The sequence below is a fragment of the Haloarcula litorea genome, from assembly GCF_029338195.1.
GTDB classification, from domain to species: domain Archaea; phylum Halobacteriota; class Halobacteria; order Halobacteriales; family Haloarculaceae; genus Haloarcula; species Haloarcula litorea.
The window spans coordinates 2,747,884-2,771,310 of record NZ_CP119779.1 but is presented as its reverse complement, the minus strand read 5'-3'; the positions used below and the strand labels follow the sequence as shown (position 1 = coordinate 2,771,310).

Sequence of the window (23,427 nt, the reverse complement as noted above, 5' to 3'; positions counted from 1 at the left end):
GCCGGAGACGGGTCAGAACGTCGGCTGGTCGATCACGACGGCCCCGCAGGCGGGACAGAGCAGGCGCTGGCGGGCGGTGCCGTCGTCGGCGATCCAGTCGCCGTCGACCGGGCTCTCGCGGGAACAGCCGGGACAGAACAGCGCGGCCTTGCTCCCCCGGGCGCGCGGCGCTCGTTCGGAGTGGTGTCGGAGACGCATCACTGAGTGGAGTGGCGGTGGCCGACGGCGGCACAGACGACGTTACACACGGCGAGCGCACCGACGAGGGCGGGGGCCGCGGTGACGAGGCCGGTCAGGAGCGCCGCGAGGACGACCATCGGGAGGGGGATGGCCGCCCAGAAGGCCGCGGCCTCGGCGGTCGAGACCGCACGCTCGCCGACGCGAGCGGCGAGACGGCGGACGTTCGGTGCCGTTGCGGGCAGTTCGTGGAGGGAGGACGGTGCGGTGGACATAGGGCGTTCGGTTCACTCGTATCCATCCGTCACCACCCCCATATAAATCCGAGACCGTTGCCCGCAGTTCGCGTCCGTTCAGGATCGACCGGACGTTTCGGGCGATTTCACCGCCTCTGCCGCGGTCGGGTGTGACGTTTTTAGAGCGGCCGAGAAAATTTATCCGCCGTTCTGGACCGATATCCGATAGCAACTGAGACAGCGGCGAGGCGGCGACGACCGCCCTCGTGGTCCGCCCTCACTCGGCGTCGTCGCTGAGGTGTTCCCACACCTCGACGCAGCCACACCCGTCGGGGACGTCCTGCAGGTGGTCGTCGCGGCGCTCGGGTTCGTCCGTTCGTGCCTCGGTCTCGGCGCTCTCGCCAGTCTGTTTACTCACGATGTGAGTAACTATCGACGCGAGCGGTAAATACCTTCCGGCGACTCCCCTCGTTTTACGTCCCCGGGAGCGAACGGTGCGGTATGACCGATGCGTCCGACGTGTTCGACCGCGTTGGGCTGACCGAGTACGAGACGACGGCACTGGAGGAACTCCTGTCGCTGGGTCGGACGACGGCACCGAACCTCGCGGAGGCCACCGGCATCCCGAAGGCCCGTATCTACGGCGTCCTGGACGAGTTGTGTGACCGCGGGTTCGTCAAGGAGATCCCCGGTCGGCCCAAGGAGTACCAGCCCAAGTCCCCCGAGGAGATCCTCGACCGCGCGGTCGAGAACGAACGGCAGGCCTACGAGTCGTTCGCCAGCGATATTGAGGACGCCCGCGGGGAGTTCCTCTCGGCGTACCGGCCCCGCTACGAGCGAGCGAGCGAGGACATCTCGCCCGCCGCCGAACTGTTCCACGTCGTCGACGTGGGCGAACCGAGCGAACGCGAGACCCGGCGGCTCTACCGCGAGGCCGCGGAGACGCTCCGAGTGGTGACGAACAGCTTCGCCTACCTGGACAGCGTCGAGAGCGCCCTCGCGGACGCGCTCGACCGAGGCGTCGACGTCGACGTCCTGTTTCTCCACCCCGACCGGCTCCCGGCGGAGAAGGCCGCCGTCCAGGCCGAGGTCGTCGAGCGGCTGACCGAGGCGTTCCCCGCCGTCGAGGTGCGGTTCAGCGTCGAGCGACTGCCGCTCCGGGGGACGGTGGCCGACCCGAGCATGGACTACGAGGGCGGCGAGGCCATCCTGCTGGTCGAGGAGCCGGACGTCCCCGACCACAGACGGCAGGCCGCGCTGACGGGGAACGGCTCGTTCGTGGCCGGGCTACAGCGGTACTTCGATCTGGTGTGGGAACACGAGAGCGTCCCGCCGGCGGACGTGAGATAACAACCCTTTCTTGCCACGGTCGTGAGCGACAACTGTGGATCGCGCGAGCCACTGTCCCGAGCCCGTGACCGACGGTGCGGCGATCGCGACCGGAGGTGCCTGACCCGTGCGTATCGGCTACAAGGCGCTCGTCCACTTCGGCTCGCAGGTCCTGGTCTCGGTCGTCGGGTTCCTGGCGACGTTCGCCATCATCAACCTCGGGAGCGAGGCGCTGCTGGGGGAGTACTCGACGGCCATCGCGCTGGGGTACTTCTGGCTCGTCTTCCCCGCGATGGCGGTCAAGTCCGGCGTCACGAAGCGCATCAGCGAGGGCGTCGACCAGGGTGAGTACCTCGGTGCCGGGATCGCGCTCAACGTCGTCGTCGGCGTGGCGGCCGTCGCCGCCGTCGGTGCGCTGGCGTTCACCGTGGAGACACTGAGCGGGGGCGTCGAGGTCGCTGGTCGCACGGTCACGGCCGGCGGTACCGTCTTCGCTCGCGTCGTCGGCGACCACACCCTCCTGCTGGCGGCGCTCGGGCTGGGAGCCGTCGTCTTCGGAACGGCCGTCGCGGGCATCGAGGGGCGCAAGCGGGTCGGGACCGCCGGGCTGCTGACGGCCGCCGAACGGACCGGTCGGACGGGGGTTCAGGTGGCCGCGCTGCTGGCCGGCTACGGCCTTGGCGCACTGCTGTTCGGACCGGTCGTCTCGCTGTTCGCGCTCGCCGTCGTGGGGTTCCTCCTCCTCGACGTCCGCCCGAGACTTCCTGACCGCCACCACTTCGAGCGGATCGTCGAGTACGTCCGCTACGCGTGGCTGGGGACCCTCCGCTCGCGGGTGTACGGCTGGATGGACACGCTGGTGCTCTCCCTGTTCGTCGGCGCGTCGCTCATCGGGATCTACGAGGCCGCGTGGGGCGTGGCCTCGCTGCTGTCGGTGTTCAGCGTCTCGATCAAGCGGACGCTGTTCCCGGAGGTCAGCGAGCTGGCGAGCGACGACGACATCGAGCGCGTGAGGCACTTCCTCGGCGAGAGCCTGGTCTTCGGCGGCCTCGTCGTCATCCCCGGTCTGTTCGGGAGCCTCGTCATCGGGCAGCGGGTGCTCCAGTTCTACGACCCCGCGATCACCCGCGGCGGCGGCATCCTCGCCATCCTCGTCGGTGCCTACGCCGTCGACGTGTACGCCAGCCAGTTCCTCAACGTCGTCAACGCCGTCGACCGCCCGGACATCGCCTACCGCGTCAACGCCGCGTTCATCGGCACCAACGTCGTCTTGAACCTCGTGCTGGTCTGGCAGTACGGCTGGTACGGCGCGGCGACGGCGACGGCCCTCTCGGCGTCGCTCCGGACCGTGCTGGGGTACCGCGGCGTCCGGACGGCGATCGGTCGGGTCGGTGTCCCGCTGGGTGCCATCGGGCGGCAGGTCGTCGCCGCAGTGGTGATGGCCGCGGCGGTCCTCGCGGTCAACGACGCGACGCCCCGGGGCCGGGTCTGGACGCTCCTCCTGGCGGGCGGGGGCGCGGCGGTGTACTTCGGCGTCCTCGTGGTCCTCTCGACGCGCGTCCGCGAGAAGGCGTTCTCCGTGCTCCCGCTCGACTACTCCAGGTAGCCGAGGTCGCGGAGCCGTTCCTCGGTGGTGGCGTCCATCGACACCTCCGGGACCGACTCGTTCGTGGCGCGGAGGTCGCCCAGGTGCTCGGTCAGCGTCTCGCGCATCGACTCGGCGCGCTCCGACGCCGTCTCGACGACGTCGTCCGTCTCGCCGGGGTCGGCGTCGAGGTCGTACAGTTCCGTCCGCTCTGTCTCGCGGTCCCAGATGTACTTCCAGCCGTCGGCCCGCAGCGAGAGCTTGTACTCCTCGTCGAGGTCCGTCTCGCTGATGACGGCTGGCTGGTCGCCCGTGCCGAGGCGGTCCAGCGCCGAGCGCCCGCGGTAGGTCTCGGGCGGCTCGACGCCCGCGAGGTCACACACCGTCGGCGGGACGTCCAGCAGTTCGACGGCCTCGCCCGCCCGTGCGGGGTCCAGCTCGGCGCTCTCGGGGGGCGAGACGACGAACGGGACGTGGAGGATCTCGTCGTACATCGTCGAGCTGTGGCCGTACGCCCCGTGGTCGCCCAGTTCCTCGCCGTGGTCCGCGGTCAGCACGACGGCGGTCTCCTCGTCGGTGTGGCGGTCGACCGCGTCGAGCAGCCGCCCGATCTCCCGGTCGGTGTAACGGATCTCGGCGTCGTAGAGGTCCAGGATCGTCCGGTGTTCCGCGTCGGTCAGCTCGCCCGGCTCCTCCAGCATCTTCCGGCGCAGGCGGATGGCCTCCTGCTGGGAGCAGTCGAGGTCGAGCCCGAACGACGCGGCGGCCTCCGTCCGGGGGACGTAGGGGTGGTGGACGTCCATATAGTGGACCCAGCAGAAGAACGACTCGTCGGCGTCGGCCAGCCAGTCGACGGCCCGGTCGGTGATGACCTCGGCGTCCTGGTAGGTGTTGCCGACGTTGACGCCGGCCTTCTCCTCGGTGGTGTCGTAGAGGCGCTGGAGCAGCCCGTAGACCGCGCTGTCCTGCGGGACGTTGAGCTTCACCCACGACCGGAGGCGGGCCAGCAGCGACGGGTCGCTCTTGGAGTCGTAGAAGTGGTCGAACCCCCGGTCGTAGCCGTAGTCGCGCGAGAGCCAGAGGTTGGAGTGGAAGCCGCCGGTGTGGTAGCCGGCCGCCGAGAGCGGTTCGGCGACGATCGACCGGCCCTCGGACATGTAGCCGGCCCCGCCGAACTCCAGCGGGTAGGTGCCGGTCAGGATCGCGGGGAAGGAGGCGCGGGTCGCGTGGGCGTTCGCGTACCCGTCGAACTGCAACCCCTCGTCGGCGAGGGCGTCGACGGTCGGCGACGTGTCGCGCTCGTGGCCGTAGCAGCCGACGCGGTCGGCCCGGAGCGAGTCGACCGTCACCAGCACGATGTTCGTCATCACCTGTCTCTGGACGGATGGGGCGCTTATAGCTGGTGTTTCGGCCGACACTCAGCGGATGTAGCCCAGTTCCTCGAGGTGGTCCTCGACGTCGGGGGCCAGTCCCTCGTCGCCCTCGCCCTCGCCGATCGTCACGGGGTCGAGCGCGTCGAAGGCGGCCGCGACCCGGTCGTCGTCGTCCGTGGCCGTCCGATAGGCGGTCTGTGCGTCCCGGACGCGGACCGTCGCCGTCGCGTCGCGGTGCGTGACCGACTTCCGGACTCCGTCGCCGCCGTCGGCGGCGTCGTACACCGCTCGCCACGGTCCGACGTAGCTGTCCGGGTCGTCGAGGTAGGTGGTGAGGCCGCTGCCCGAGAGCTGCCGGAACGTCGAGGTGAGCACCGGGCGGTCGGTGCGAAACGCCGGCTCCTCGGCTCCATCGCGGACGGCGTCGACGGCCTCGGGGAACGCCGAGAGCGTCGTCGGCGCACGGACGCGGTCGCCGTCGGACTGGCCGGGCCGCTTGGTCACGAGCGGGACGTGGGTCAGCGGTTCCGGGACGCCGTAGCGGTGCCCGACCGTTCGCACGTCGGGCCGGACGTGGGTCGGCTCGCCGAAACACTCCCCGTGGTCGCTCGTGACGACGAGGAACGTGTCCTCGTACAGCCCGCGCTCACGGAGGTCGGCGACGAGGCGCTCCATCGCGGCGTCGGCCTGCCGGATGCAGCCGTCGTACAGCGCCGTCAGCGCCGCCACCTCCCACCACGGCCGGTCGCCGTTGATGTAGTCCGCGACGCCCGACCCCTCCGGGAAGTCGTCGTGGAGGGCGTGCAGACGGTCGTTGCCCCACTCGTCGTACTCGGCCGCCGGCCGGTACGGGTAGTGGGCGTCCATCAGGTTCACGCAGGCCGCCCACGGGCCGTCGCGAGCGTCGGTCCACTCGAGGAAGTCGTCCAGATAGCGGTCCGCGGCCTCGGCCTCGGGATCGTGCTCGGCGTGGCTGCCGAACTTCATCCACAGGCCGTTGTACAGCGACCGAATCCGGTCGTCGCGTCCCAGCGCCGTCCTGACGAACGTCGCCGGATCGGCGTCGTCCACGTCGTCCAGCGTCAGCGCGTCGGGGTAGGGGACGCCGGTCCGCTTCGGCCCGGTGACGTGTTCGAACGACTCTCCGAGGTTCGAGGACCGGGTGACGACGGCGTTGGGCGTGAACAGCCCGGTGTCGTAGCCGTCGGCCGCGAGCTCCGCCCAGACCGTCGCCTCGGGGTCCAGCCGCGCCCCGTGTTCGGTCAGGCCGTGCTGGTGGACCTCGTGGCCCGTGAAGACGCTCACGTGGCTGGCGATGCTGTGGACGCCCGGCGCGCGGGCCTGCTCGTAGACGGTGGCCCCCTCGGCGAAGTCCGTGAGGAACGGCGTCGTCTCGTTGGCGTGGCCGTACAGCGAGCAGTTCCGCGCCCGGACGCTGTCGAGGACCACGAGCAGGACGTTCGGGCGGGCCATGTGTCTCACCGTGTTCGAGAGCCGCCAATAGCTCTTTCGCTCACTCGCGGGCCACGCGGCGGATCGTCCGGTCGTACTCGGCGGCCACGTCGTCCCAGCCGACGGACTTGGCCCGGTCCCGGAGGTTCTCGGCGTAGGTCTCCCGGACGCTCTCGTCGTCCAGCGTCGCCAGCGCCGCGGCGAGCGCCTCGCCGGTCGGGTCGCTGACCAGCACCTCGTCGTCGGCGAACCGCTCGCTCAGGTCGCCCGGCTGGACGACGCCGACGAGCCCGGCCGCGCCGTACTCGGCGATCTTCAGCGGCTGCTCGGCGTCCTTCAGACAGAAGCCGGCCGTGGCGTGGGCCAGGAAGCCCGGCATCAGCCGGTAGTCGAACGCGCCCGGGAAGTGGACGTTGTCAAGCTCCGCGGCGGCGTCGACGACGACGTCCCGCTGGGGGCCGTCGCCGACGAAGACGAACTCCCAGTCGGGGCGTCGCTCCGCGGCGTCGACGATGTCGGTGAGGTGGTAGGTCTCCTCGATCATCCCGCCGATGTAGACGGCGATCGGCTTCGAGCGGTCCACCCCCTCGGCGTCGAGGATCTCGACGGCCTCGGCGACGGCCTCGGGATCGGGGTCGGCGAAGAAGTCGTAGTCGACGGCGTTGGGGAGCTTCTGTCCCTCGATTCCCCGCCGGTCGGCCTCCGCCTTGGTCTCGTCGTAGGTGAAGGCACACGCGTCCGCGTGGCCGAGGACGAACCACTCGTAGGCCGACAGCAGGCGGAACAGCGGCCACGGCAGGTCCTCGAAGTCGCTCAGCGGGTCGCTCACGTCGCCGACGAACGGCGTCCCCAGGAGCCGGGCGAGCGGATAGCCGAGGTAGAGGCCGACGCGGACGTTGCCGAGGATCACGTCGTAGTCGCCCTCGATCGCGGTCCTGACCGCGGCGAGCGCGTCCAGCCCGCTCGTGTCGCGGATGTCCGCCTCGATGCCGCGCTCGGCCAGCTTCTCCGCGATCCGGGTCCGCCGGACGCTGATGTGGTCGCCCATCGACGGCCGCAGCCAGAGGACGCGGTAGTCCGGTTCGGACCCGAGTTCGACGCTGGTCACGCTGCCGCCGTACTTCGTCGCGCCGTAGAGGTAGCCCAGGCCGACGACGCCGGTGAACACGAACAGCATCAGGAACTGCAACAGCGCCGACAGCGACGGCCCCGTCGCCAGCTCCTTCGCCCGCCGGGGCGCGAACGAGAACAGCAGGTCCCCGAGGAAGTCCGACTCCTCGCCGGTCGACTCGGGGACGAACACCTCCATCCCGCGCTTGGAGTAACCCTGCCAGAAGGCCCGGTCGAGCAGCCACCCCGGGTCGGTGCGGTAGTCGAACACCTTGTGGGCGACCAGGGCGTCGGGAACGTAGTGGACACCGACGCCGTACTCGCCGCGCAGCCGGGCACACAGCTCCGTCTCGCCGCCCTGGAGGTTCTTGTCGCCCTGTCGACCGCCGATGTCGCTCTCGAAGCCGCCCAGTTCGAGGAACACCTCGCGGTCGAAGGAGATGTTCGAGCCGAAGGTGTTGCGGACCTCGCCGGCCTCGTCGGGGTCGCCGTCCGGGCCGAACCCGCGGTGGGTGACGCCGACGAGCCAGTAGAACTCCGCGGGGAGGAAGGAGGGTTTGCCGGCGACCCACGCCGGGACCATCCGACCGCCGACGGCGAGCCGATCGTCGTCGGCCTCGTAGGCCGCGACGAGCTTCTCGACCCACTCCTCGTCGGCGACGGCGTCGTCGTCGAGGAACGCCACCACGTCGCCGGTGGCCAGGTCGGCCCCGTTGTTCCGGCTGTCCAGCAGGCCGACGTTCTCGTCGTTGCAGTGGATCAGGACGTCCTCGCGGTCGCCGAAGTCGGCCTCGTAGCGCTCGGCGACCGCCTCGTTCCCGTCGGAGACGAGGACGAGTTCGACCTCGTCGTGGGTCTGGTCCAGCACGCTCTCGGCCGCCTCGGCGCAGTCGTCGTACCGGTCCAGCGTGTGCGTACAGAGGACGACCGAGACTCGCATAGTCGGGCGGACACGACCGGCGCTGTTAGGCGTTTCCCTCCCGCTCCGGGACCCGTCGCGATCCTGCGGTCGCCCGGAGGTCAAAAGGCTTATGCGCGGCTTGGCAGTGTTCCCCTGTAATGAGTCAATCGCGGGGATACCTCGACGAACACCCCGAACTGGAGTCCGCCCTGGACTGGGTACGGGAGTGGTACCACGTCCTCGCCGTCCTCCTCGTGTTCGGGTTCACGCTGTGGAACCGGGTCCGCAACTACGACGAGTTCATCGTCGACGGTGAGGTGCTGCTCAGCGGGCAGGACCCTTGGTATCACTACCGTTCGACGATGTTCGTGGTCGAGAACTGGCCGTCCACGATGCCGTTCGACCCCTGGACGTACTTCCCCTACGGCACTGCGTCGGGGCAGTTCGGGACCCTCTTCGACCAGGTGTTCGCGACGGTCGCGCTGATCGTCGGCCTGGGCTCTCCCAGCGAACAGACGGTCGGGATGGTCGCGATCGTCGCGCCGGCCGTCCTCGGTGCGCTGGCCGTGTTGCCGACCTACGTCGTCGGCCGTCGCCTCGGCGGCCGCCTCGGTGGCGTCACCGGCATCGTCGTCCTCGGACTCTCGGCGGGCACGTTCCTCCAGCGGAGCCTCGCCGGGACCTACGACCACCAGGTCGCCGAGGGGCTGTTGCAGGTGACCGCCGTCCTCGCGGTTATGGTCGCGGTCAGCGTAGCGGAGCGCGACAAACCCGTCTACGAACAGTTCCGAGAGCGGGCCGTCGACCCGCTCCGGGAGACGATCGCTTACTCCGCGCTGGCCGGGTTCGCCATCGCGCTCTACCTCTGGACGTGGCCCCCGGCCGTCCTCCTGCTCGGGATCCTCGGGACGTTCTTCCTGCTCTGGCTCACCGTCGAGGTGCTCCGCGGGAAGAGCCCCGAACACGTCGCCATCGCCGGTACGGTGATGATGGGGACGGTCACCGTCCTCGAGCTCGCGGTTATCAACACGCTCTCGATCACCGCGACCGATCACTCGCTGCTCCAGCCGCTCCTGGCGCTGGCGATCGGCTTCGGCTGTGTGTTCATGGCGTGGCTCGCCCGGTACCTGGAGCAGGAGGGGTACGACGCGACGCTGTATCCGGTGACCGTCGGTGGCATCCTCGTCACCGGGGCCGTCCTGATGGCGATCCTCACGCCGGACCTGCTGAGCTACTTCGTCGACCAGGTGCTCCGCGTCGTCGGCTTCACGGCGAGCCCGTCGGCCACACAGACCTCGGTCGGCGAGGCGACGCCGCTGCGGAACGCCGGACGGCTCTACCAGTACTACGGGCTCTCGCTGTTCGTCGCCGGTCTCGGCGCGCTGCTTGTCGTCGTCGAGCAGTTCCTCGACCGCGAGGCCAGCGCCCAGGAGTTCCTGATGGTCGTCTGGGGCGCGTTCATCCTCGCCGCGAACTTCACGCAGATCCGCTTCGGCGTCTACACGGTGTTCCCGGTGGCGGCGCTGACGGCCTACGTGGTCGGGCGTGCCACCGACTGGGTCGACCTCTCGGCCAGCGACGACGTGGAGACGTGGGAGGTGCTGACCGTCGTCGCCCTCGTGTTCGTCATCGTCGGCCCGATGGTGCTCGTCCAGCCGCTCGCGACCGACGTGGGTGCCACGGCCGGACCCGGACAGGAGGCCAAGGGGTGGAACGACGGCCTCGACTGGATGGAGTCTCACACCCCGGCAGAGGGGACCTACGGCACCGGCGGCGAACAGACGCTGGAGTACTACGGCACGTACCAGGCACGCGACGACTACGACTACCAGGCGGGCGAGTACGGCGTGATGTCGTGGTGGGACTACGGGCACCTCATCACCGTCGAGGGCGAACGGATCCCCAACGCGAACCCGTTCCAGCAGGGGGCCACGATGGCCGCGAACTTCCTGCTCGCGCCCAACGAGAGCCAGGCGAACGACGTGCTCCAGCAGGTCGACGAGGACGACGCCCAGACCCGCTACGTCGCCGTCGACTGGAAGATGGTCAACACCTACGGGCAGTACGGCGGGAAGTTCTTCGCGCCGCCCCGGTTCTACAACGCCTCCGAGGTCTCGGCGAACGACTACTACCGGACCATCGTCAGCCGCCAGCGCGGCTACCAGTTCAACTACCGGACGCAGGCCTACTACAACACGACGGTCGTCCGCCTCTACGACTACCACGGGAGCGCGGTCGAACCGCGGCCGGTCGTGCTCGACTGGGAGATCGCGACGCAGAACGGCCGACAGGTCCGGGTGACGCCCGAGGACGGCCGAGCGGTGAAGGCGTTCAACTCGATGGCGGCCGCCCGCGAGTACGCCGCCAACGACAGCACCTCGCAGGTCGGTGGCTTCGGGAGCGTCCCGTCCGAGCGCGTGCCGGCGATGGAACACTACCGCTACGTCGGGTCCAGCGAGCGCAACGCCTACGTCTCCGAGGCCCACAACATCGCGACCTTCGTCGAGGGCGCGAGCCTGGGGCTGAACATCCGACCGCCGGCGGGCAACGCCACCACCTGCGGGGCCAACCAGACTGCGATGCCGTTCAACGGCCAGCAGTTCTGTATCCCCGACAGCCAGGAGGCGTTCCTGAACCAGAACAACCCCGCCTGGACGAAGATCTTCGAGCGGGTCCCCGGTGGGACGATCGAGGGGACCGGCCCGGAGAACACTACGGTGACCGCGTCCGTGCAGATGCGGAACCACCAGACCAACGAGACGTTCGTCTACACCCAGCAGGCCCGGACCGGCCCCGACGGCGAGTTCACGATGACGGTGCCGTACTCGACGACGGGCTACGACGAGTGGGGCACCCAGGAGGGGTACACGAACGTCAGCGTCCGCGCCGAGGGTCAGTACCAGTTCCGGGCCATCGGCGTCGACAACGGGAGTCGAGTTCCCTACGCCGGCACGACGCACGTGACCGAGGGGCAGGTCATCGGTGAGAACGGGACGGCGGCGACCGTCGAACTCGAACCGCTGTTCCAGGTGAGCTCCGGTGACGACTCGTCGTCGAACTCGTCGAGCATCGCCGCACCGACCGACGGCGAGCGCGCGACCGCGCCCTGATCGCGTCGGCAGCTACTCTCTCACGACCGTCGACCGCCACTCCGCGAACGGACCGAAGGCGTCGGTCTCGTCGAACCGTTCGATACAGGGCACCTCGTAGGGGTGGAGCGTCTCGACGCGGTCGACGAGGGCGCTGTACCGGTCGGCCGTCGTCTTCGCCAGGAGGACGACCTCCCCCTCGTCGTGGACCTCGCCGTCCCAGCGGTAGACGGAGTCACAGTCCAGTCGGTTGACACAGGCGGCCAAGCGCTCCTCGACGAGCGTCCGAGCGAGTTCGTCCGCCTCGGCCGGTGGGACCGTCACGAAGGCTGTCGGCATACCCGGGGACACCGCCGGCGGGGAGAAGAGCGTTCGGGGTCACTCGGCCAGCGGATTGAACGAGCCGTTGATGTCCCACTCGTGGAGGCAGTGTGGCTGGCCGGCCCGCTTCTCGCCGTCTTCGACGGCGATGCGCCACGTCTGTTTGCTCTCGTCCCACACGTCTCGCCGGCCACACCGTTCGCACTCGCGTTCCGTCGGCGCTACGATCGCGACCATATCCGTTGGGAGTACGTGAACCGGTATCAACATAGCGGTCCGGAGCGGGACGGGCGACCGCGAGGACGGCCCGTTAAGCCGGTGGAGGGCGTACGTCCGACGATGGGATTCCACACGTTCGACGTCGACAGGGCCGCGGAGCTCGAAGACCCGAGCCGGTACGAGTACGTCTCCGTCGACGAACTGCTGGCGTTGTTCGACCCCGGGCCCGGGGACGTCGTCGCCGACCTCGGGAGCGGGACCGGCTTCTACACCGACGACGTGGCCGAGGCCGCCGGGAGAGTGTACGCCGTCGACGTGCAGGCGGAGATGCACGACCTCTACCGCGAGAAGGGGATGCCCGACAACGTCGAACCGGTGACGGCTGACGTCGAGTCGCTGCCGATCGCGGAGCCGCTGGACGCCGTCGTCTCCACGATGACGTTCCACGAGTTCGCGACACCCGAGGCGATGGACGCCGTCGCCGACGCCCTCGCACCGGGGGGTCGCGTGGGGTTCGCCGACTGGACACGAGCGGGGACCGGCCGGGACGGACCGCCCCTCTCGGAGCGGTACGCGGCCGAGGACGCCGTCGAACTGTGTGCCGCCGCCGGCATCGAGGTCGACCGGGCCGAGGACCGCAGGGAGACGTTCGTACTCTCCGGCCGGCTCGGCGGTTAGAACTCCGGGAGGTCGTCGGCGTCGACCTCCTCGGCCTCCCAGTCGAGGTACTCCTCGCCGAGCACGTCACAGACGACCTGCCCGAGCTCGGTCAGGCCGGCGTTGATCGACGACACGGTCTCCCAGGACTCGATGTCCGGGTGGACCGCCCGCTCCTGCCAGTTCTCGGGGAGCCCCGGTGCGTGGTAGCCGACGCGGCCGGCGAATGAGTCCCAGAAGAAGTCGAACTCCGCGACGAGGTCCAGATCGGTCACGACCTCCCAGGCCTCCTCGTCGAGGGTCGTCTCGGCCGCCCACGTCTCGAAGGCCTCCCGCCACGCGCCGTCGTCGAGAGCCGTGGCGAGTTCGTCGCGCCGGTACTCGTCGCCCTGCACGTCCACGTCGTCGTAGTCCTCGGCGGCCGCCGAACTGGTCAGCGGCGGTCGGTCCGGGACCGGTACGTCGAGTGCCATACGACGCCTTCGGCGACGGGAGGGATAAACGTCGGCGCTTCCGGCGTCCGAGATCGGCGGAGAAAACACCGCCCGGAGCCGACGAGTCCGCGCCGTGCCGGTCAGGCGGAGACGTACTGGGACTCCCAGTCCTGCCGGGCGTCGAGTTCCCGCCTCCCGCGCCCGGTCAGCGTGTAGACGTTGGTCCGGCGGTCGAGTTGTCCCTTCTCGACGAGGCCCTTCTCGACGAGGGTGTCGAGGTTCGGGTAGAGTCGCCCGTGATTGACGTCGCTCTCGTAGTAGTCCTCGAGTTCTTCCTTGATCGCCAACCCGTGTGGCTCGTCGAGACCGGCGATGACGTACAGCAGATCGCGCTGGAACCCAGTGAGGTCGTACATCAGTCTGTGGAACCGTTTCACCCCCCTCATATATCACTATTTCTATCGAATTATTTAGCAGATTTCGGTCCCGAGGCCGAATCACTCGACGTGTAGTATCTGTCTCGACGGCCCGCGGTAAATTAAGATATAAAGTAGAGAACAGAACGAGATAGTGTAATACGCTCGTCACTCTCTATCCGTCGGCGAGGGACCCGACAAGGGTAAAGGATACGCCCGTGTAACGCAGGTGATGACCGAGTACGCGGCGTCGGCCGGCGACGACTTACCCGACCCCTCCGGTGACGGGTCGGTACGCGTCGTCGGCACGGCCCACGTCTCAGAGCAGAGCGTGGCGGAGGTCGAGTCGGCCATCGAGGAGGCACACCCGGACGTCGTGGCCGTCGAGCTCGACGAGGGCCGATACAAGCAGATGCAGGGGGAGACGCCCGACGACCTCGACGCGAGCGATCTCCTGCGTGGCAACACCGTCTTCCAGTTCCTCGCCTACTGGATGCTCTCGTACGTGCAGGCGCGGATGGGGGAACGGTTCGACATCGAACCCGGTGCGGACATGAAGGCGGCCATCGACACGGCCGAGGAGTTCGGCCTCGGGGTCGCGCTCGTCGATCGGGACATCCAGACCACGGTCCAGCGGTTCTGGGCGCGGCTGACGCTCCGCGAGAAGCTCACGCTCGTCGGCTCGTTGCTCGCCGAGATGGGACCACCGCTCACCGTCGGGCTCACGATCGGTGCGATGGTCGGCATCCTCGGTGCGGTCGTCTCGACCGCCGTCGGGGGCCTCCAGGTCGTCCCGGCCGGCGTCGCCGGCCCGCTGGGGGCGACCGTCGCGGGACTCCTCGACACGGTCGTCGTCGGGGTCCTGGTGACCCTCGCCGTCGGCCTGCCGGTCGCCGCCGGGCTCACCCGAGTGCGTGCGAGCGGACAGGACGTCGAGGCGTTCGACGTCGACGACCTGACCGACACCGACGTGGTCTCGGCGATGATGGAGGAGTTCCGGCGCTTCTCCCCCGGCGGCGCGGAGGCGCTGATCGACGAACGGGACGCGTTCATCGCGCACCGGCTCGTCGGACTCCGGGAAGCCGGCTACGACGTCGTCGCCGTCGTCGGCGCTGGCCACCGCGAGGGCATCGAGCGGTACCTCGCCGACCCGTCGACGCTCCCCCCGATGGAGTCGCTGATCGGCCGCGAGGAGGGGAGCCGGTTCTCGCTGTACAAGCTCGTGGGCTACCTCATCACGCTGGGGTTCCTGGCGTTCTTCGTGTTGCTGGCGATGGCCGGCGTCCAGAACACCTTCCTCCTGAAGGTGTTCGCGGCGTGGTTCCTCATCAACGGGATCGCCGCGGCCGGGCTGGCCCGTCTCGCCGGCGCGCACTGGACCAGTTCGCTGGTCGGCGGCGGCGTCGCCTGGATGACCAGCGTCAACCCCCTGCTCGCGCCGGGGTGGTTCGCCGGCTACGTCGAACTGCGGTACATCTCCGTCAACGTCGGCGACATCGGCACGCTCAACGAGATCCTCGCCGACGAGGAGGCCCCCATCGCCGACATCTTCCAGCGGCTCCGGGCCGTCCCGCTGTTCCGGCTCATCCTCATCGTCGCGCTGACGAACGTCGGGAGTATGCTCGCGAGCTTCGCCTTCCCCGTCGTCGCGCTCCCGTACCTCGCGACCCAGGAGCGCGACGTCGCCTGGGTCGTCTCGAAGATGATCGAGGGCGCACAGAACAGCGTCGACCTCATCTGGGGGCTGGTGGCGTGAGCCTCACGTTCTCGACCGACGAGGTCCGCGACCTCGCGGTCGCGTGGCTCGCGCTCGGCCTGGCGTTTACCCTGTTGCTGGAGCCGAGCCTCCGGCTGCTCGACTTCGGGCGGCTCTCGATCGAGGCCGTCCTCAGGACGCTGTTCGTCAGCCTCGCCACCGTCGGCGTCGGCTTCCTCCTGCACGAACTGGCCCACAAGGTGGTCGCGGTGCGGTTCGGCCAGGTGGCGGCGTTCCGCGCCGACTACCGGATGCTCGGGTTCGCGCTCGTCGGAGCCCTGGTCGGGTTCCTGTTCGCCGCACCCGGCGCGGTGGTCCACCGCGGCCGCATCTCGGCGAGGGAGAACGGCATCATCGCGCTCGCGGGACCGGTGACGAACCTCGCGCTGGCGGTCGTCTTTCTGGTGCCGTTCGTCGCCGCCCTGCTGACCGGGGTCGGCGGCGTCCTCTGGGACCTCGCGCGGCGGGGCCTCCAGATCAACCTCTTTCTCGCGGGGTTCAACATGCTGCCGTTCGGCCCGCTCGACGGCCGGAAGGTCCGGGCGTGGTCGACGCCGGTCTTCGTCGTCGTCGCCGTCCCGTCGATCCTGCTGGCGGTCGGCGCGCTCTTCCTGCTGCCGTTCTGAGCGGGCGCGAACGACGGGCTTTTGCCGGACCCACGCACCGTCTCGGGTATGACCGAGGACACCGACGACGAGGAGGGACTGACCTACGCGGAGACGGGGGTCGACATCGACGAGAGCGAGGCGGCGACGAAGGCGCTCATCGGCGCGGCGGGCGAGTTCGAGGGCGACTACGCGGGCCTGGTCGACATCGGCGACCAGTACCTCGCGCTGGCGACCGACGGCGTCGGGACGAAGCTGCTCGTCGCCGAGGCCGTCGACGACTACTCGACCATCGGGATCGACTGCATCGCGATGAACGCCAACGACCTGATCGCGACGGGGGTCGAGCCGGTCGCGTTCGTCGACTACCTCGCCGTCGAGGAACCGGACGAGGCGACCAGCGAGGCCATCGGCGAGGGGCTCCGCGAGGGGGCCGAGCGGGCCGACGTCGCGCTGGTCGGCGGGGAGACGGCGGTGATGCCCGACGTCATCGAGGGGCTGGACATCGCCGGCACCTGCGCCGGACTGGCTCCGAAAGACGCCGTCTTCCCCGGCGAGGCCGAACCGGGCGACGCCGTCGTCGGCTGGCCGTCCTCGGGCATCCACTCCAACGGCCTGACCCTGGCCCGCGAGGCGGTCACGCGGGACCACGACTACACCGACCCGTTCCCGCCCGAGCCCGACCGGACCATCGCAGAGGAGCTGTTGACGCCGACCCGCATCTACGGCGAGGTGCTGGGGCCGCTCCGGGTCGCCGAGACCCACGCCGCCGCCCACGTCACCGGCGGCGGGTGGACGAACCTCGCGCGGATGGGCGATCACCGGTACGAGATCACCGATCCCTTCGACGCCCAGCCGGTGTTCGAGTTCGTCCAGGCGGAGGGCGACGTCTCCGACGATGAGATGCACCGCACGTTCAACATGGGGACCGGGTTCGTCGCCGCGCTGCCCGAGGCCGACGCCGAGTCCGTCGTCGCCGGGTCCGAGGACGCACGGATCGTCGGTCGGGTCACGGAGGGCGACGGGACCGTGGCGATCCGCGGTCTCGAACTCCGGTCGTAGTCAGGGCCGGAGCCGTTCGCGGTCGGTCTCACAGACCCGGAGCTGGAGTGCCGTACGCAGGTGGTAGCGCGTCTCGTCGTTCTCGGCGGCCGCGAGCGCCGCCCGTAGGTGATCGTCGAGTGAGCTCGACATAGTACCACGACCGGGCGGTACGGGTATAGTTACTCGCGGCCGTTCGAACCGTAGCCACTCCGTACGGAGCTGGGCGGGCCGACGAGGCCGGTTTTCGCCGCCGAGAATCGGGGTCGGCGGTCGCTAACTGACCGTCCGGGCCACGTCGGCCTCCGTGATGACGCCCACCGTCTCGCCCCCCTCGACGACGAGAACGGCGGCGTTGTGGTTGAGGTAGTCGTCGACGGTGTCGATGGTCTCGCCGGGTTCGACGATGGCGATCGACTCGTTCATCACCTCTGCGACGGGGAGTTCGCCGACGTTCTCCTCGTCGTGCTGGCGGATGTCGGAGTTGCCGATGAGCCCCTCGGGCGAGCCGTCCCGGACGACCGGGACCTGCGAGTAGCCCTTCTCGTCCATCATCTCCTTGCTCTCGTGGACGGACTGGTCCGGCCGCACGCTCGCGACCGGGGAGTTCATCACGTCCCGCGCCCGGAGGATGCCGCCCTCGGCCTCGTTCAGCGCGTTGACGATGCTCCGGAGCGTCGAGAGGCGCGGATCGACGTCTTCCCCCTCGATGCGGGCGATGAGCGGCTGGGAGACGTCGGCCCGGTCGGCCAGTTCGCTCTGGGTGAGCCCCAGCTCGTCGCGCCGGTCCCTGAGGTCCTGTGCCGTCGGCAGATCCATAGGACCCGATAACCGAGGGTAATACAAAAACCCACCGGCTCCGGCGACGGACTTACGCCTCGGCCTCCGCCTCGTCGTCTTCCTCGGTCTCGAAGACCTCGACGACCTTCAGCGGGACGTCCCGGAGCGCGCCGCCGATCTCGCTCTTCGCGATGCGCTGGGCGTGTTCGGTCGACTCGGCGTTGAACACCTCCATCTCCAAGACGAGGCCGACGAGCGCCGTGTCGGCCGCGATGAACGCCGAGTCGAACGGCTCGCCACAGGCCGGACAGCCGGTCGCGCCCACCTCGACCTCGACGTAGTCCATCTCGGCCTCGTTGAGCCGCTTGCCGGCTTCGCTCACGGCGACGCCGATCGCGTCGTCGATGTCTTCTACGTCACGGACCAGCCAGGCTGCTTCCATCGCCACGAGGTAGTTCATACCTGTGCTCACGGCCCCCGACTACTCCATAGTTTTGATTCCGCCGCCGTGCGCACGTCACGCCGAATGTCGTCATAACTTACAGAGACACCGGCGTTCTCCAACGCTCCAGTTACGTCCGTCGACCGGCCGCGACAAGGTTCGATGGGACTGTCTACAACTCTGCTTGAACCGCAAGACGGCGGCGAGTCGAGCCGTCGGACACGACCGCGGTCGGTCCCGCGTCTGCCGGAACCCTTTTGTACGACCTACTGCCTGGCGAGTACCGAGGGACGATGGAATCCCGACTGTACGCCGCGACGCTACTCGCACTGTACCAGCTGACCCTGCTCGCCGGCATCGCGTTGCTACCGGTGGCGATGGTCACGGAACGGCTCGGCCTCCGCCTGCCGATCGACCGGGCGGTCACCGGACTCAACGAGCGATACGAGCGGGCCACCCCGTAAGCGAGTCTCGGCGGCACGGCCGCCGACCCACGCGGTTCTGCGGACCGACCGAGGAGTGACCACGCGGCGACGGGAGCGGGAGAACTAAGCCCCGACCCGACGGAAGGGAGCGTATGGAACTGTTCGGGACCGCGGGCATCCGCGGGGACGTGGTCGAGCGGGTGACCCCCGACCTCGCCCTGCGCGTCGGGCGGGCCGCGGGTCGAGACGGCGAGGCGTTCGTGGTCGGCCACGACGGCCGCACGAGTTCGCCGGCGCTGGCCGACGCCGTCGCCGCCGGCCTCCAGAGCGCCGGCGTGACCGTCACCCGCGTCGGGTCGGTCCCCACGCCCGCGCTCGCCCACGCCTCGCGGGGACGTCGCGGCGTGATGCTCACCGCCAGCCACAACCCGCCGGCCGACAACGGCATCAAGCTGTTCGTCGACGGTCGCGAGTACGATCGGGAGGCCGAACGCACCATCGAGGAGCGCGTCGAGCGCGACGGGCCGGCGGCCGAGTGGCGGTCGTGGGGGACCTCCGAGCGGGCGGAGACGCTCCCGACGTATCACGCCACCGTCACCGACTACGCCCGCGGTCACGGGGCGTCTCCGGACGACCTGACCGTCGCGGTCGACTGCGGCAACGGGATGGCCGGCGTCGCCACGCCGCAGGTCCTCCGTTCCCTGGGGGCCGACGTACGGACGACGGAGGCCAACGTCGACGGCTTCTTCCCCGCTCGGGAGAGCAAACCGACCGCCGAGACGCTCTCGACCTTCCGGCGGTTCGTCGCGTCGACCGGCGTCGACGTCGGGATCGGTCACGACGGCGACGCCGACCGCATCGTCGTCGTCGACGGCGACGGCAGCGTCGTCCACGAGGACACGGTGCTGGCGATGCTGGCCGAACACTACGTCCGTGCGAGCGACGCCGCCGACCCGGTGGTCGTGACCACGCCGAACGCCTCGGGCCGCATCGACGAGCGTGTGGCCGCGGCGGACGGACGCGTCGAGCGCGTCCGGCTGGGCGCGCTCCACGAGGGCGTCGCTCGGGAGCGGGCCGCCGGCGGTGAGGGGACGGCGGTGGTGTTCGCCGCCGAACCGTGGAAGCACATCCACCCGGCGTTGGGCGGCTGGATCGACGGGGTCGCCAGCGCGGCGGTGCTCACGCGCCTGTTCGCCGCCGAGTCGCTGGCCGATCGCCGCGCCGCCGTCACCGAGCGCCCCTACCGGAAGGAGAGCGTCGAGTGCCCCGACGACCGGAAGGCCGCCGCGATGGACCGCGTGGCGGCGACCCTGCCCGACCGGTTCCCCGAGGCCACCGTGGCGACGGAGTACGGCGTCCGTCTCTCGTTCCCCGACGACGCCTGGACGCTGGTCCGTCCCAGCGGAACCGAGCCCTACGTCCGGATCTACGCCGAGAGCGACGACGTGGACGACCTGATAGCGGCCGTCCGCCAGGTGGTCCGCGAGGCCGTCGAGGGCTCCGTGACCGCCTGAGGCGGTGCCTATTTCATCCGCCGGAGCGACTGCCGGGACATGGACAGAGCGGACCTGCTAGACGCGGCCCGGGAGGCCGTCGAGGCCTCCTACGCGCCGTACTCGGAGTACCGCGTCGGCGCGGCCATCGAGACCGCCGACGGCTCCGTGTACACAGGGTGTAACATCGAAAACGCGAACTACAGCAACAGCCTCCACGCCGAGGAGGTCGCCGTCGGGACGGCGGTCAGGGACGGCCACCGCGAGTTCGAACAGCTCGCCGTCTCCTCCGACGAGCGCGACGGCGTCACGCCCTGCGGGATGTGCCGGCAGACGCTCGCGGAGTTCTGCGACGACGACCTGCCGATCTACACGGACGGCCCCGACGGCGGCGCGTACACGCTGGGCGAACTGCTGCCGGACACCATCACCACCGAGCACCTCGACAGATGACCGGCGACAGCGAGGACCCCAACGAGGACGTCCAGTACCACCTCGAGGTCGGCCCCGACGACGTGGCCGACAGCGTGCTCCTGCCGGGCAACCCCGAGCGCGTCGAGAAGGTCGTCGACGGCTGGGACGACCACGAAGTCGTCGCCCACCACCGCGAGTACCGGACCGCGACGGGCACCCACGACGGGACGCCCATCTCGGTCACGTCGACGGGCATCGGCTCGCCCTCCGCCGCCATCGCCGTCGAGGAGCTGGCCCGCGTCGGCGCGGACACCTTCCTCCGGGTCGGCTCCTGTGGCTCGATCCAGCCGGAGGCCGAGGTCGGCGACCTCGTCATCACGACCGGGGCCGTCCGCCAGGAGGGGACCAGCGCGGAGTACGTCCGCGAGGACTACCCCGCCGCCGCCGACCAGCGGGTCGTCTCGGCGCTGGTCGCCGCCGCCGAGGAACTGGGCTACGACTATCACCTCGGGGTCACCTGCTCGACGGATTCCTTCTACGCCGGCCAGTCCCGCCCCGGGTTCGAGGGGTTCGAGGCCCGCGACAGCGAGGCGAAGATCGAGGAGCTCCGACAGGCCGGCGTCCTGAACTTCGAGATGGAGGCCGCCAGCATCCTCACGCTCGCGAGCGTCTACGGCCTGCGGGCGGGCGCGGTCTGTACCGTCTACGCCAACCGCGAGACCGGCGAGTTCCGGACCGAGGGCGAGCGCAAGGCAGCGAACTGCGCGAGCCTCGCCGTGACGTACCTGGAACGGATGGACGAGGCGGTCGAGCGATCGGACAGCGACCACTGGCACGCCGGGCTGTCGATCGAGCGGTGACGCTTCGTCGCGGTTTCGAGAACCCCCGCCGACCGTCCGTCGTTCGCTCGGCGATCGGTGCGCGCGGCCGGCGACTGAGCGGTGAGACGACAGCTGGCGGGCCGGGCGCAGACGTACGACCGAACCCGACCGAAGGTCCCCCGAATACGGTCGCCCGACCTGCGCTCGACACGGAGCGGTGGGGCGGCAGCGATGCGTTCCCAGGCATCGAGTCGGATGTCAGAGGGGGCCTGCCGCCCGCCGGAGGTACCGGTCACAGGCACAACAAGTCCTAGTTTCACTCACAGTATCACTCGCCCGGGCCGTGCCGACGGAGCGGTGCCACGCCGCGAACCCACCGGGTCGGACTCGGGCAGGGGAGAACGGGGGCCGCCCTCACATATCGGGCCAGGCCTTCGCGGCCCGCCCGAGGCTGGAGACGTCGGCGATCCACCGCGCGGCGATCCCCTTCTTCAGAATCTTCGCCGGGAGACCGCCGAACGTGTCGATCGGCATCCCCATCACGTCGTGGGCGACGGCCTCTTCGCCGACGGAGATGACCGTCCCCTTGTCCTTGTGGGTCCAGGTCTGGAGCGGTTGGCCCCGGACCGCGCGAGCGAGGTTCTCGCCGGCGACCTCGGCGGCCTGCCAGGCGGCCTGCGCCGTCGGCGGCGCGGGCTGGTCGCCGGGTTGATCGACGAGCGCGCAGTCGCCGATGGCGAAGACGCGCTCGTCCTCGGTCTGGAAGTCGCTCTCGGCGTGGATGCGGTGGTTGCGGTCGTCCTTCTCGACGTCGACGCCGCGCACGCAGTCCCGGCCGGTGATGCCGCCGGTCCAGATGAGCACGTCGTAATCGAGTTCCTCGTCGTCGCCGACGTAGACCGTCTCCTCGTCGACCTCGCCGATGAAGTCGCCGGTCATGATGTTCACGTCGGCCGCCTCCAGGCGCTTGCGGAGCGCGCCCTGGAGTTCGGGGTCGTTGCCGGGGAAGATCTCGTCTAACCCCTCGACGAGGTGGATGTCGATGGGTGCCCGGTGCTCGTCGCGGAACTCCGCGATCTCGCCGCAGGTCTGGATGCCCGAGAGACCGGCACCGCCGACGACGATCTGCGCGGGCTCGCTCTGGGAGGCCTCGCGGGCGGCGTCGTGGACGGCGTCGTGGATGCCCAGCGCGTCGTCGAGGCTCTTGAGCGTGTGTGCGTACTCTTCGAGCCCCTCGATGCCGAAGAAGGCGGTCTGGGAACCCAGTCCGACCAGCAGGTAGTCGAAGTCGACGTCGTCGCCGGCTTCGAGCTCGACGACCCGCTCCTCGCAGTCGATGTCGACGACGGTGTCCTGGACGAAGTCGGTCGTCGGCTCCTTGATCTCGTGGACCGGGATCGTGATCTTGTCCTGGACCGAGGGGTCCTTGATACAGCGGTGGGACTCGTGGAGCACGAGGTGGTAGTCCGTGTCCGAGATCCACGTCACGTCCGCGTCTCCCTGTAGCTCGTCTTCGAGGCTCTTGACGGCTCCTGCGCCTGCGTAGCCGGCACCGAGGACGACGACCTGCTCTGTCATACTGGGGCCTCGGGGGTCGGGTGATACAAAGGCTACGGAATCGGCGGCAGGCCACGTGAGACGGTCACAGGCACCGCGGCAGTCCGCGGCGCACCGCTGGTGTCGGGGAGAAGACGAGAAGGTGAGTGCCGCGCTAGTGCTCCGGTTCGCCGGCCGGCGCGCGCATATCGTCGATAGTGAGGATCAGCTTGTTGTTCGTGTCGTCTTTCCCCTCCAGCGTGCCGATGATCTGGAGCTTCGAGAGCGGCGTCGGGCCGACGGTGACGGAGTCGCCCTCGTGGAAGCCGGAGATCGAGCCCTGGAGCTGGATCTCCGCGCGACACTCTTCGGGGTGGTGGACGCTGGTGAGGTCGATCTCCTCGACGTTCGCGTGCTCGACCAGGTCCCCGTTGTGCCGCAGCGGGACCTCGGCGGCCTGGTCCATGTCCTGGATCTGGAGCGCGTCGTAGGCCGTCGCGGTCGGCTTGTAGCCGCCCTTCGGGCCGGGGACGCCCTCGACGAGCTGGAGCGCCTTGAGACTCTGCATCTGGTTGCGGATCGTCCCGGGGTTGCGATCGACTTTCTCGGCGATGTCCTCGCCCTTCACGGCACTCTCGCTCTCGCGATAGAGGTTGACGAGTTCCTGCAGAATATTTTTCTGACTGGGCGTCAGTTCGATGGAAGACATAATCGTTCGTTCGGTACAACGTTCCTTAAATGCGACGGTGGTCGGTTCCTCGTCGTCGTCGCGCCGGGAGTCAACACCAGTATAACTATACCCCGTCCATCTCCTG

At 69.4% G+C, this 23,427-nt stretch carries 26 protein-coding genes and 1 pseudogene; 11 read left to right on the top strand and 16 right to left on the bottom strand.

Translation table 11 applies throughout. From position 1 onward, the window contains the following. Nucleotides 1-12: 12 nt before the first annotated feature. From P0592_RS14940 to P0592_RS14930, 3 genes are all read right to left on the bottom strand, one after another. Nucleotides 13-198, bottom strand: a complete 186-nt coding sequence (locus tag P0592_RS14940; RefSeq protein WP_276271704.1) for a DUF8106 domain-containing protein — start codon at nucleotides 196-198, stop codon at nucleotides 13-15. Next, the gene (locus P0592_RS14935) at nucleotides 198-452 is read right to left on the bottom strand and encodes a DUF8028 family protein (protein ID WP_276271703.1); all 255 of its coding nucleotides are present in this window, start codon (nucleotides 450-452) and stop codon (nucleotides 198-200) included. The genes P0592_RS14940 and P0592_RS14935 overlap by 1 nt, the downstream gene beginning before the upstream one ends. Before the next feature lie 238 nt (nucleotides 453-690). Next, on the bottom strand, nucleotides 691-831 hold the full coding sequence (locus P0592_RS14930; RefSeq protein ID WP_276271702.1) for a hypothetical protein: 141 nt from the start codon (nucleotides 829-831) through the stop codon (nucleotides 691-693). Nucleotides 832-914: 83 nt separating this feature from the next. On the opposite strand from P0592_RS14930, the gene P0592_RS14925 reads away from it, so the two are divergent. Beyond that, entirely contained in the window at nucleotides 915-1,763 is an 849-nt protein-coding gene (locus tag P0592_RS14925) for a TrmB family transcriptional regulator (RefSeq protein WP_276271701.1), read from the top strand. A 106-nt stretch (nucleotides 1,764-1,869) separates the two neighbouring features. Then, on the top strand, nucleotides 1,870-3,348 hold the full coding sequence (locus tag P0592_RS14920; protein ID WP_276271700.1) for a lipopolysaccharide biosynthesis protein: 1,479 nt from the start codon (nucleotides 1,870-1,872) through the stop codon (nucleotides 3,346-3,348). Here P0592_RS14920 and P0592_RS14915 read toward each other — a convergent pair. The 4 genes and pseudogenes from P0592_RS14915 to aglG all read right to left on the bottom strand — a co-directional run. Then, complete coding sequence (locus tag P0592_RS14915; RefSeq protein ID WP_276271699.1) at nucleotides 3,336-4,694, bottom strand: sulfatase family protein; 1,359 nt, start codon at nucleotides 4,692-4,694, stop codon at nucleotides 3,336-3,338. The genes P0592_RS14920 and P0592_RS14915 overlap by 13 nt on opposite strands. Before the next feature lie 51 nt (nucleotides 4,695-4,745). Continuing rightward, nucleotides 4,746-6,173, bottom strand: coding sequence for a sulfatase-like hydrolase/transferase (locus tag P0592_RS14910; RefSeq protein ID WP_276271698.1), 1,428 nt, complete (start codon nucleotides 6,171-6,173; stop codon nucleotides 4,746-4,748). Nucleotides 6,174-6,213: 40 nt separating this feature from the next. Then, on the bottom strand, nucleotides 6,214-7,200 hold the full coding sequence (locus P0592_RS14905; RefSeq protein WP_276273943.1) for a glycosyltransferase: 987 nt from the start codon (nucleotides 7,198-7,200) through the stop codon (nucleotides 6,214-6,216). Between the two features lie 66 nt (nucleotides 7,201-7,266). Further along, a pseudogene (aglG, locus tag P0592_RS14900) lies at nucleotides 7,267-8,202 on the bottom strand (glucosyl-dolichyl phosphate glucuronosyltransferase); the annotation flags it as partial. Nucleotides 8,203-8,321: 119 nt separating this feature from the next. Here aglG and P0592_RS14895 point away from each other — a divergent pair. Next, complete coding sequence (locus tag P0592_RS14895; protein WP_276271697.1) at nucleotides 8,322-11,273, top strand: oligosaccharyl transferase, archaeosortase A system-associated; 2,952 nt, start codon at nucleotides 8,322-8,324, stop codon at nucleotides 11,271-11,273. Nucleotides 11,274-11,285: 12 nt separating this feature from the next. On the opposite strand, the gene cutA is transcribed toward P0592_RS14895, so the two are convergent. Further along, nucleotides 11,286-11,591, bottom strand: a complete 306-nt coding sequence (gene cutA / locus P0592_RS14890) for a divalent-cation tolerance protein CutA (RefSeq protein WP_276271696.1) — start codon at nucleotides 11,589-11,591, stop codon at nucleotides 11,286-11,288. Between the two features lie 39 nt (nucleotides 11,592-11,630). Continuing rightward, the gene (locus tag P0592_RS14885) at nucleotides 11,631-11,810 is read right to left on the bottom strand and encodes an HEWD family protein (RefSeq protein WP_276271695.1); all 180 of its coding nucleotides are present in this window, start codon (nucleotides 11,808-11,810) and stop codon (nucleotides 11,631-11,633) included. 102 nt (nucleotides 11,811-11,912) lie between these two features. Here P0592_RS14885 and P0592_RS14880 point away from each other — a divergent pair, with 102 nt between their 5' ends. Beyond that, nucleotides 11,913-12,470, top strand: coding sequence for a class I SAM-dependent methyltransferase (locus P0592_RS14880; RefSeq protein WP_276271694.1), 558 nt, complete (start codon nucleotides 11,913-11,915; stop codon nucleotides 12,468-12,470). Here the strand turns inward: P0592_RS14880 and P0592_RS14875 are convergent. Next, nucleotides 12,467-12,922, bottom strand: coding sequence for a DUF7992 family protein (locus tag P0592_RS14875; protein ID WP_276271693.1), 456 nt, complete (start codon nucleotides 12,920-12,922; stop codon nucleotides 12,467-12,469). The two genes, P0592_RS14880 and P0592_RS14875, sit on opposite strands and share 4 nt — an antisense overlap. A 101-nt stretch (nucleotides 12,923-13,023) precedes the next feature. Then, entirely contained in the window at nucleotides 13,024-13,299 is a 276-nt protein-coding gene (locus P0592_RS14870; protein WP_276271692.1) for a PadR family transcriptional regulator, read from the bottom strand. A gap of 232 nt (nucleotides 13,300-13,531) precedes the next feature. Here P0592_RS14870 and P0592_RS14865 point away from each other — a divergent pair, with 232 nt between their 5' ends. The 3 genes from P0592_RS14865 to purM are packed head-to-tail and all read left to right on the top strand — an operon-like array spanning nucleotide 13,532 to nucleotide 16,722. Continuing rightward, complete coding sequence (locus tag P0592_RS14865; protein ID WP_276271691.1) at nucleotides 13,532-15,055, top strand: TraB/GumN family protein; 1,524 nt, start codon at nucleotides 13,532-13,534, stop codon at nucleotides 15,053-15,055. Further along, entirely contained in the window at nucleotides 15,052-15,681 is a 630-nt protein-coding gene (locus tag P0592_RS14860; RefSeq protein ID WP_276271690.1) for a zinc metalloprotease, read from the top strand. Before P0592_RS14865 ends, P0592_RS14860 begins: the two co-directional genes overlap by 4 nt. 48 nt (nucleotides 15,682-15,729) lie before the next feature. Beyond that, nucleotides 15,730-16,722, top strand: a complete 993-nt coding sequence (gene purM / locus P0592_RS14855; RefSeq protein WP_276271689.1) for a phosphoribosylformylglycinamidine cyclo-ligase — start codon at nucleotides 15,730-15,732, stop codon at nucleotides 16,720-16,722. On the opposite strand, the gene P0592_RS14850 is transcribed toward purM, so the two are convergent. From P0592_RS14850 to P0592_RS14840, 3 genes are all read right to left on the bottom strand, one after another. Then, the gene (locus P0592_RS14850) at nucleotides 16,723-16,854 is read right to left on the bottom strand and encodes a hypothetical protein (protein WP_276271688.1); all 132 of its coding nucleotides are present in this window, start codon (nucleotides 16,852-16,854) and stop codon (nucleotides 16,723-16,725) included. A 123-nt stretch (nucleotides 16,855-16,977) separates the two neighbouring features. Continuing rightward, the gene (locus P0592_RS14845; RefSeq protein WP_276271687.1) at nucleotides 16,978-17,520 is read right to left on the bottom strand and encodes a CBS domain-containing protein; all 543 of its coding nucleotides are present in this window, start codon (nucleotides 17,518-17,520) and stop codon (nucleotides 16,978-16,980) included. A 52-nt stretch (nucleotides 17,521-17,572) separates the two neighbouring features. Next, nucleotides 17,573-17,941 (bottom strand): DUF555 domain-containing protein, encoded by a 369-nt coding sequence (locus P0592_RS14840; protein ID WP_276271686.1) that lies wholly within the window; start codon nucleotides 17,939-17,941, stop codon nucleotides 17,573-17,575. A gap of 275 nt (nucleotides 17,942-18,216) precedes the next feature. Between P0592_RS14840 and P0592_RS14835 the strand changes: the two genes are divergently transcribed. The 4 genes from P0592_RS14835 (at nucleotide 18,217) to P0592_RS14820 (ending at nucleotide 21,115) form a co-directional block, all read left to right on the top strand. Beyond that, on the top strand, nucleotides 18,217-18,387 hold the full coding sequence (locus P0592_RS14835) for a hypothetical protein (RefSeq protein WP_276271685.1): 171 nt from the start codon (nucleotides 18,217-18,219) through the stop codon (nucleotides 18,385-18,387). 113 nt (nucleotides 18,388-18,500) lie between these two features. Next, on the top strand, nucleotides 18,501-19,862 hold the full coding sequence (locus P0592_RS14830; protein ID WP_276271684.1) for a phosphohexomutase domain-containing protein: 1,362 nt from the start codon (nucleotides 18,501-18,503) through the stop codon (nucleotides 19,860-19,862). 39 nt (nucleotides 19,863-19,901) lie between these two features. Then, entirely contained in the window at nucleotides 19,902-20,294 is a 393-nt protein-coding gene (gene cdd, locus P0592_RS14825; protein WP_276271683.1) for a cytidine deaminase, read from the top strand. Beyond that, complete coding sequence (locus tag P0592_RS14820) at nucleotides 20,291-21,115, top strand: nucleoside phosphorylase (protein ID WP_276271682.1); 825 nt, start codon at nucleotides 20,291-20,293, stop codon at nucleotides 21,113-21,115. The genes cdd and P0592_RS14820 overlap by 4 nt, the downstream gene beginning before the upstream one ends. A gap of 375 nt (nucleotides 21,116-21,490) precedes the next feature. On the opposite strand, the gene P0592_RS14815 is transcribed toward P0592_RS14820, so the two are convergent. Both P0592_RS14815 and P0592_RS14810 read right to left on the bottom strand, forming a co-directional pair. Continuing rightward, nucleotides 21,491-22,654 carry an NAD(P)/FAD-dependent oxidoreductase gene (locus tag P0592_RS14815; RefSeq protein WP_276271681.1) on the bottom strand — a complete coding sequence of 388 codons (1,164 nt, stop codon included), beginning with the start codon at nucleotides 22,652-22,654 and terminating at the stop codon, nucleotides 21,491-21,493. Nucleotides 22,655-22,787: 133 nt separating this feature from the next. Beyond that, entirely contained in the window at nucleotides 22,788-23,321 is a 534-nt protein-coding gene (locus tag P0592_RS14810; RefSeq protein WP_276271680.1) for an HTH domain-containing protein, read from the bottom strand. Nucleotides 23,322-23,427 lie beyond the last annotated feature (106 nt).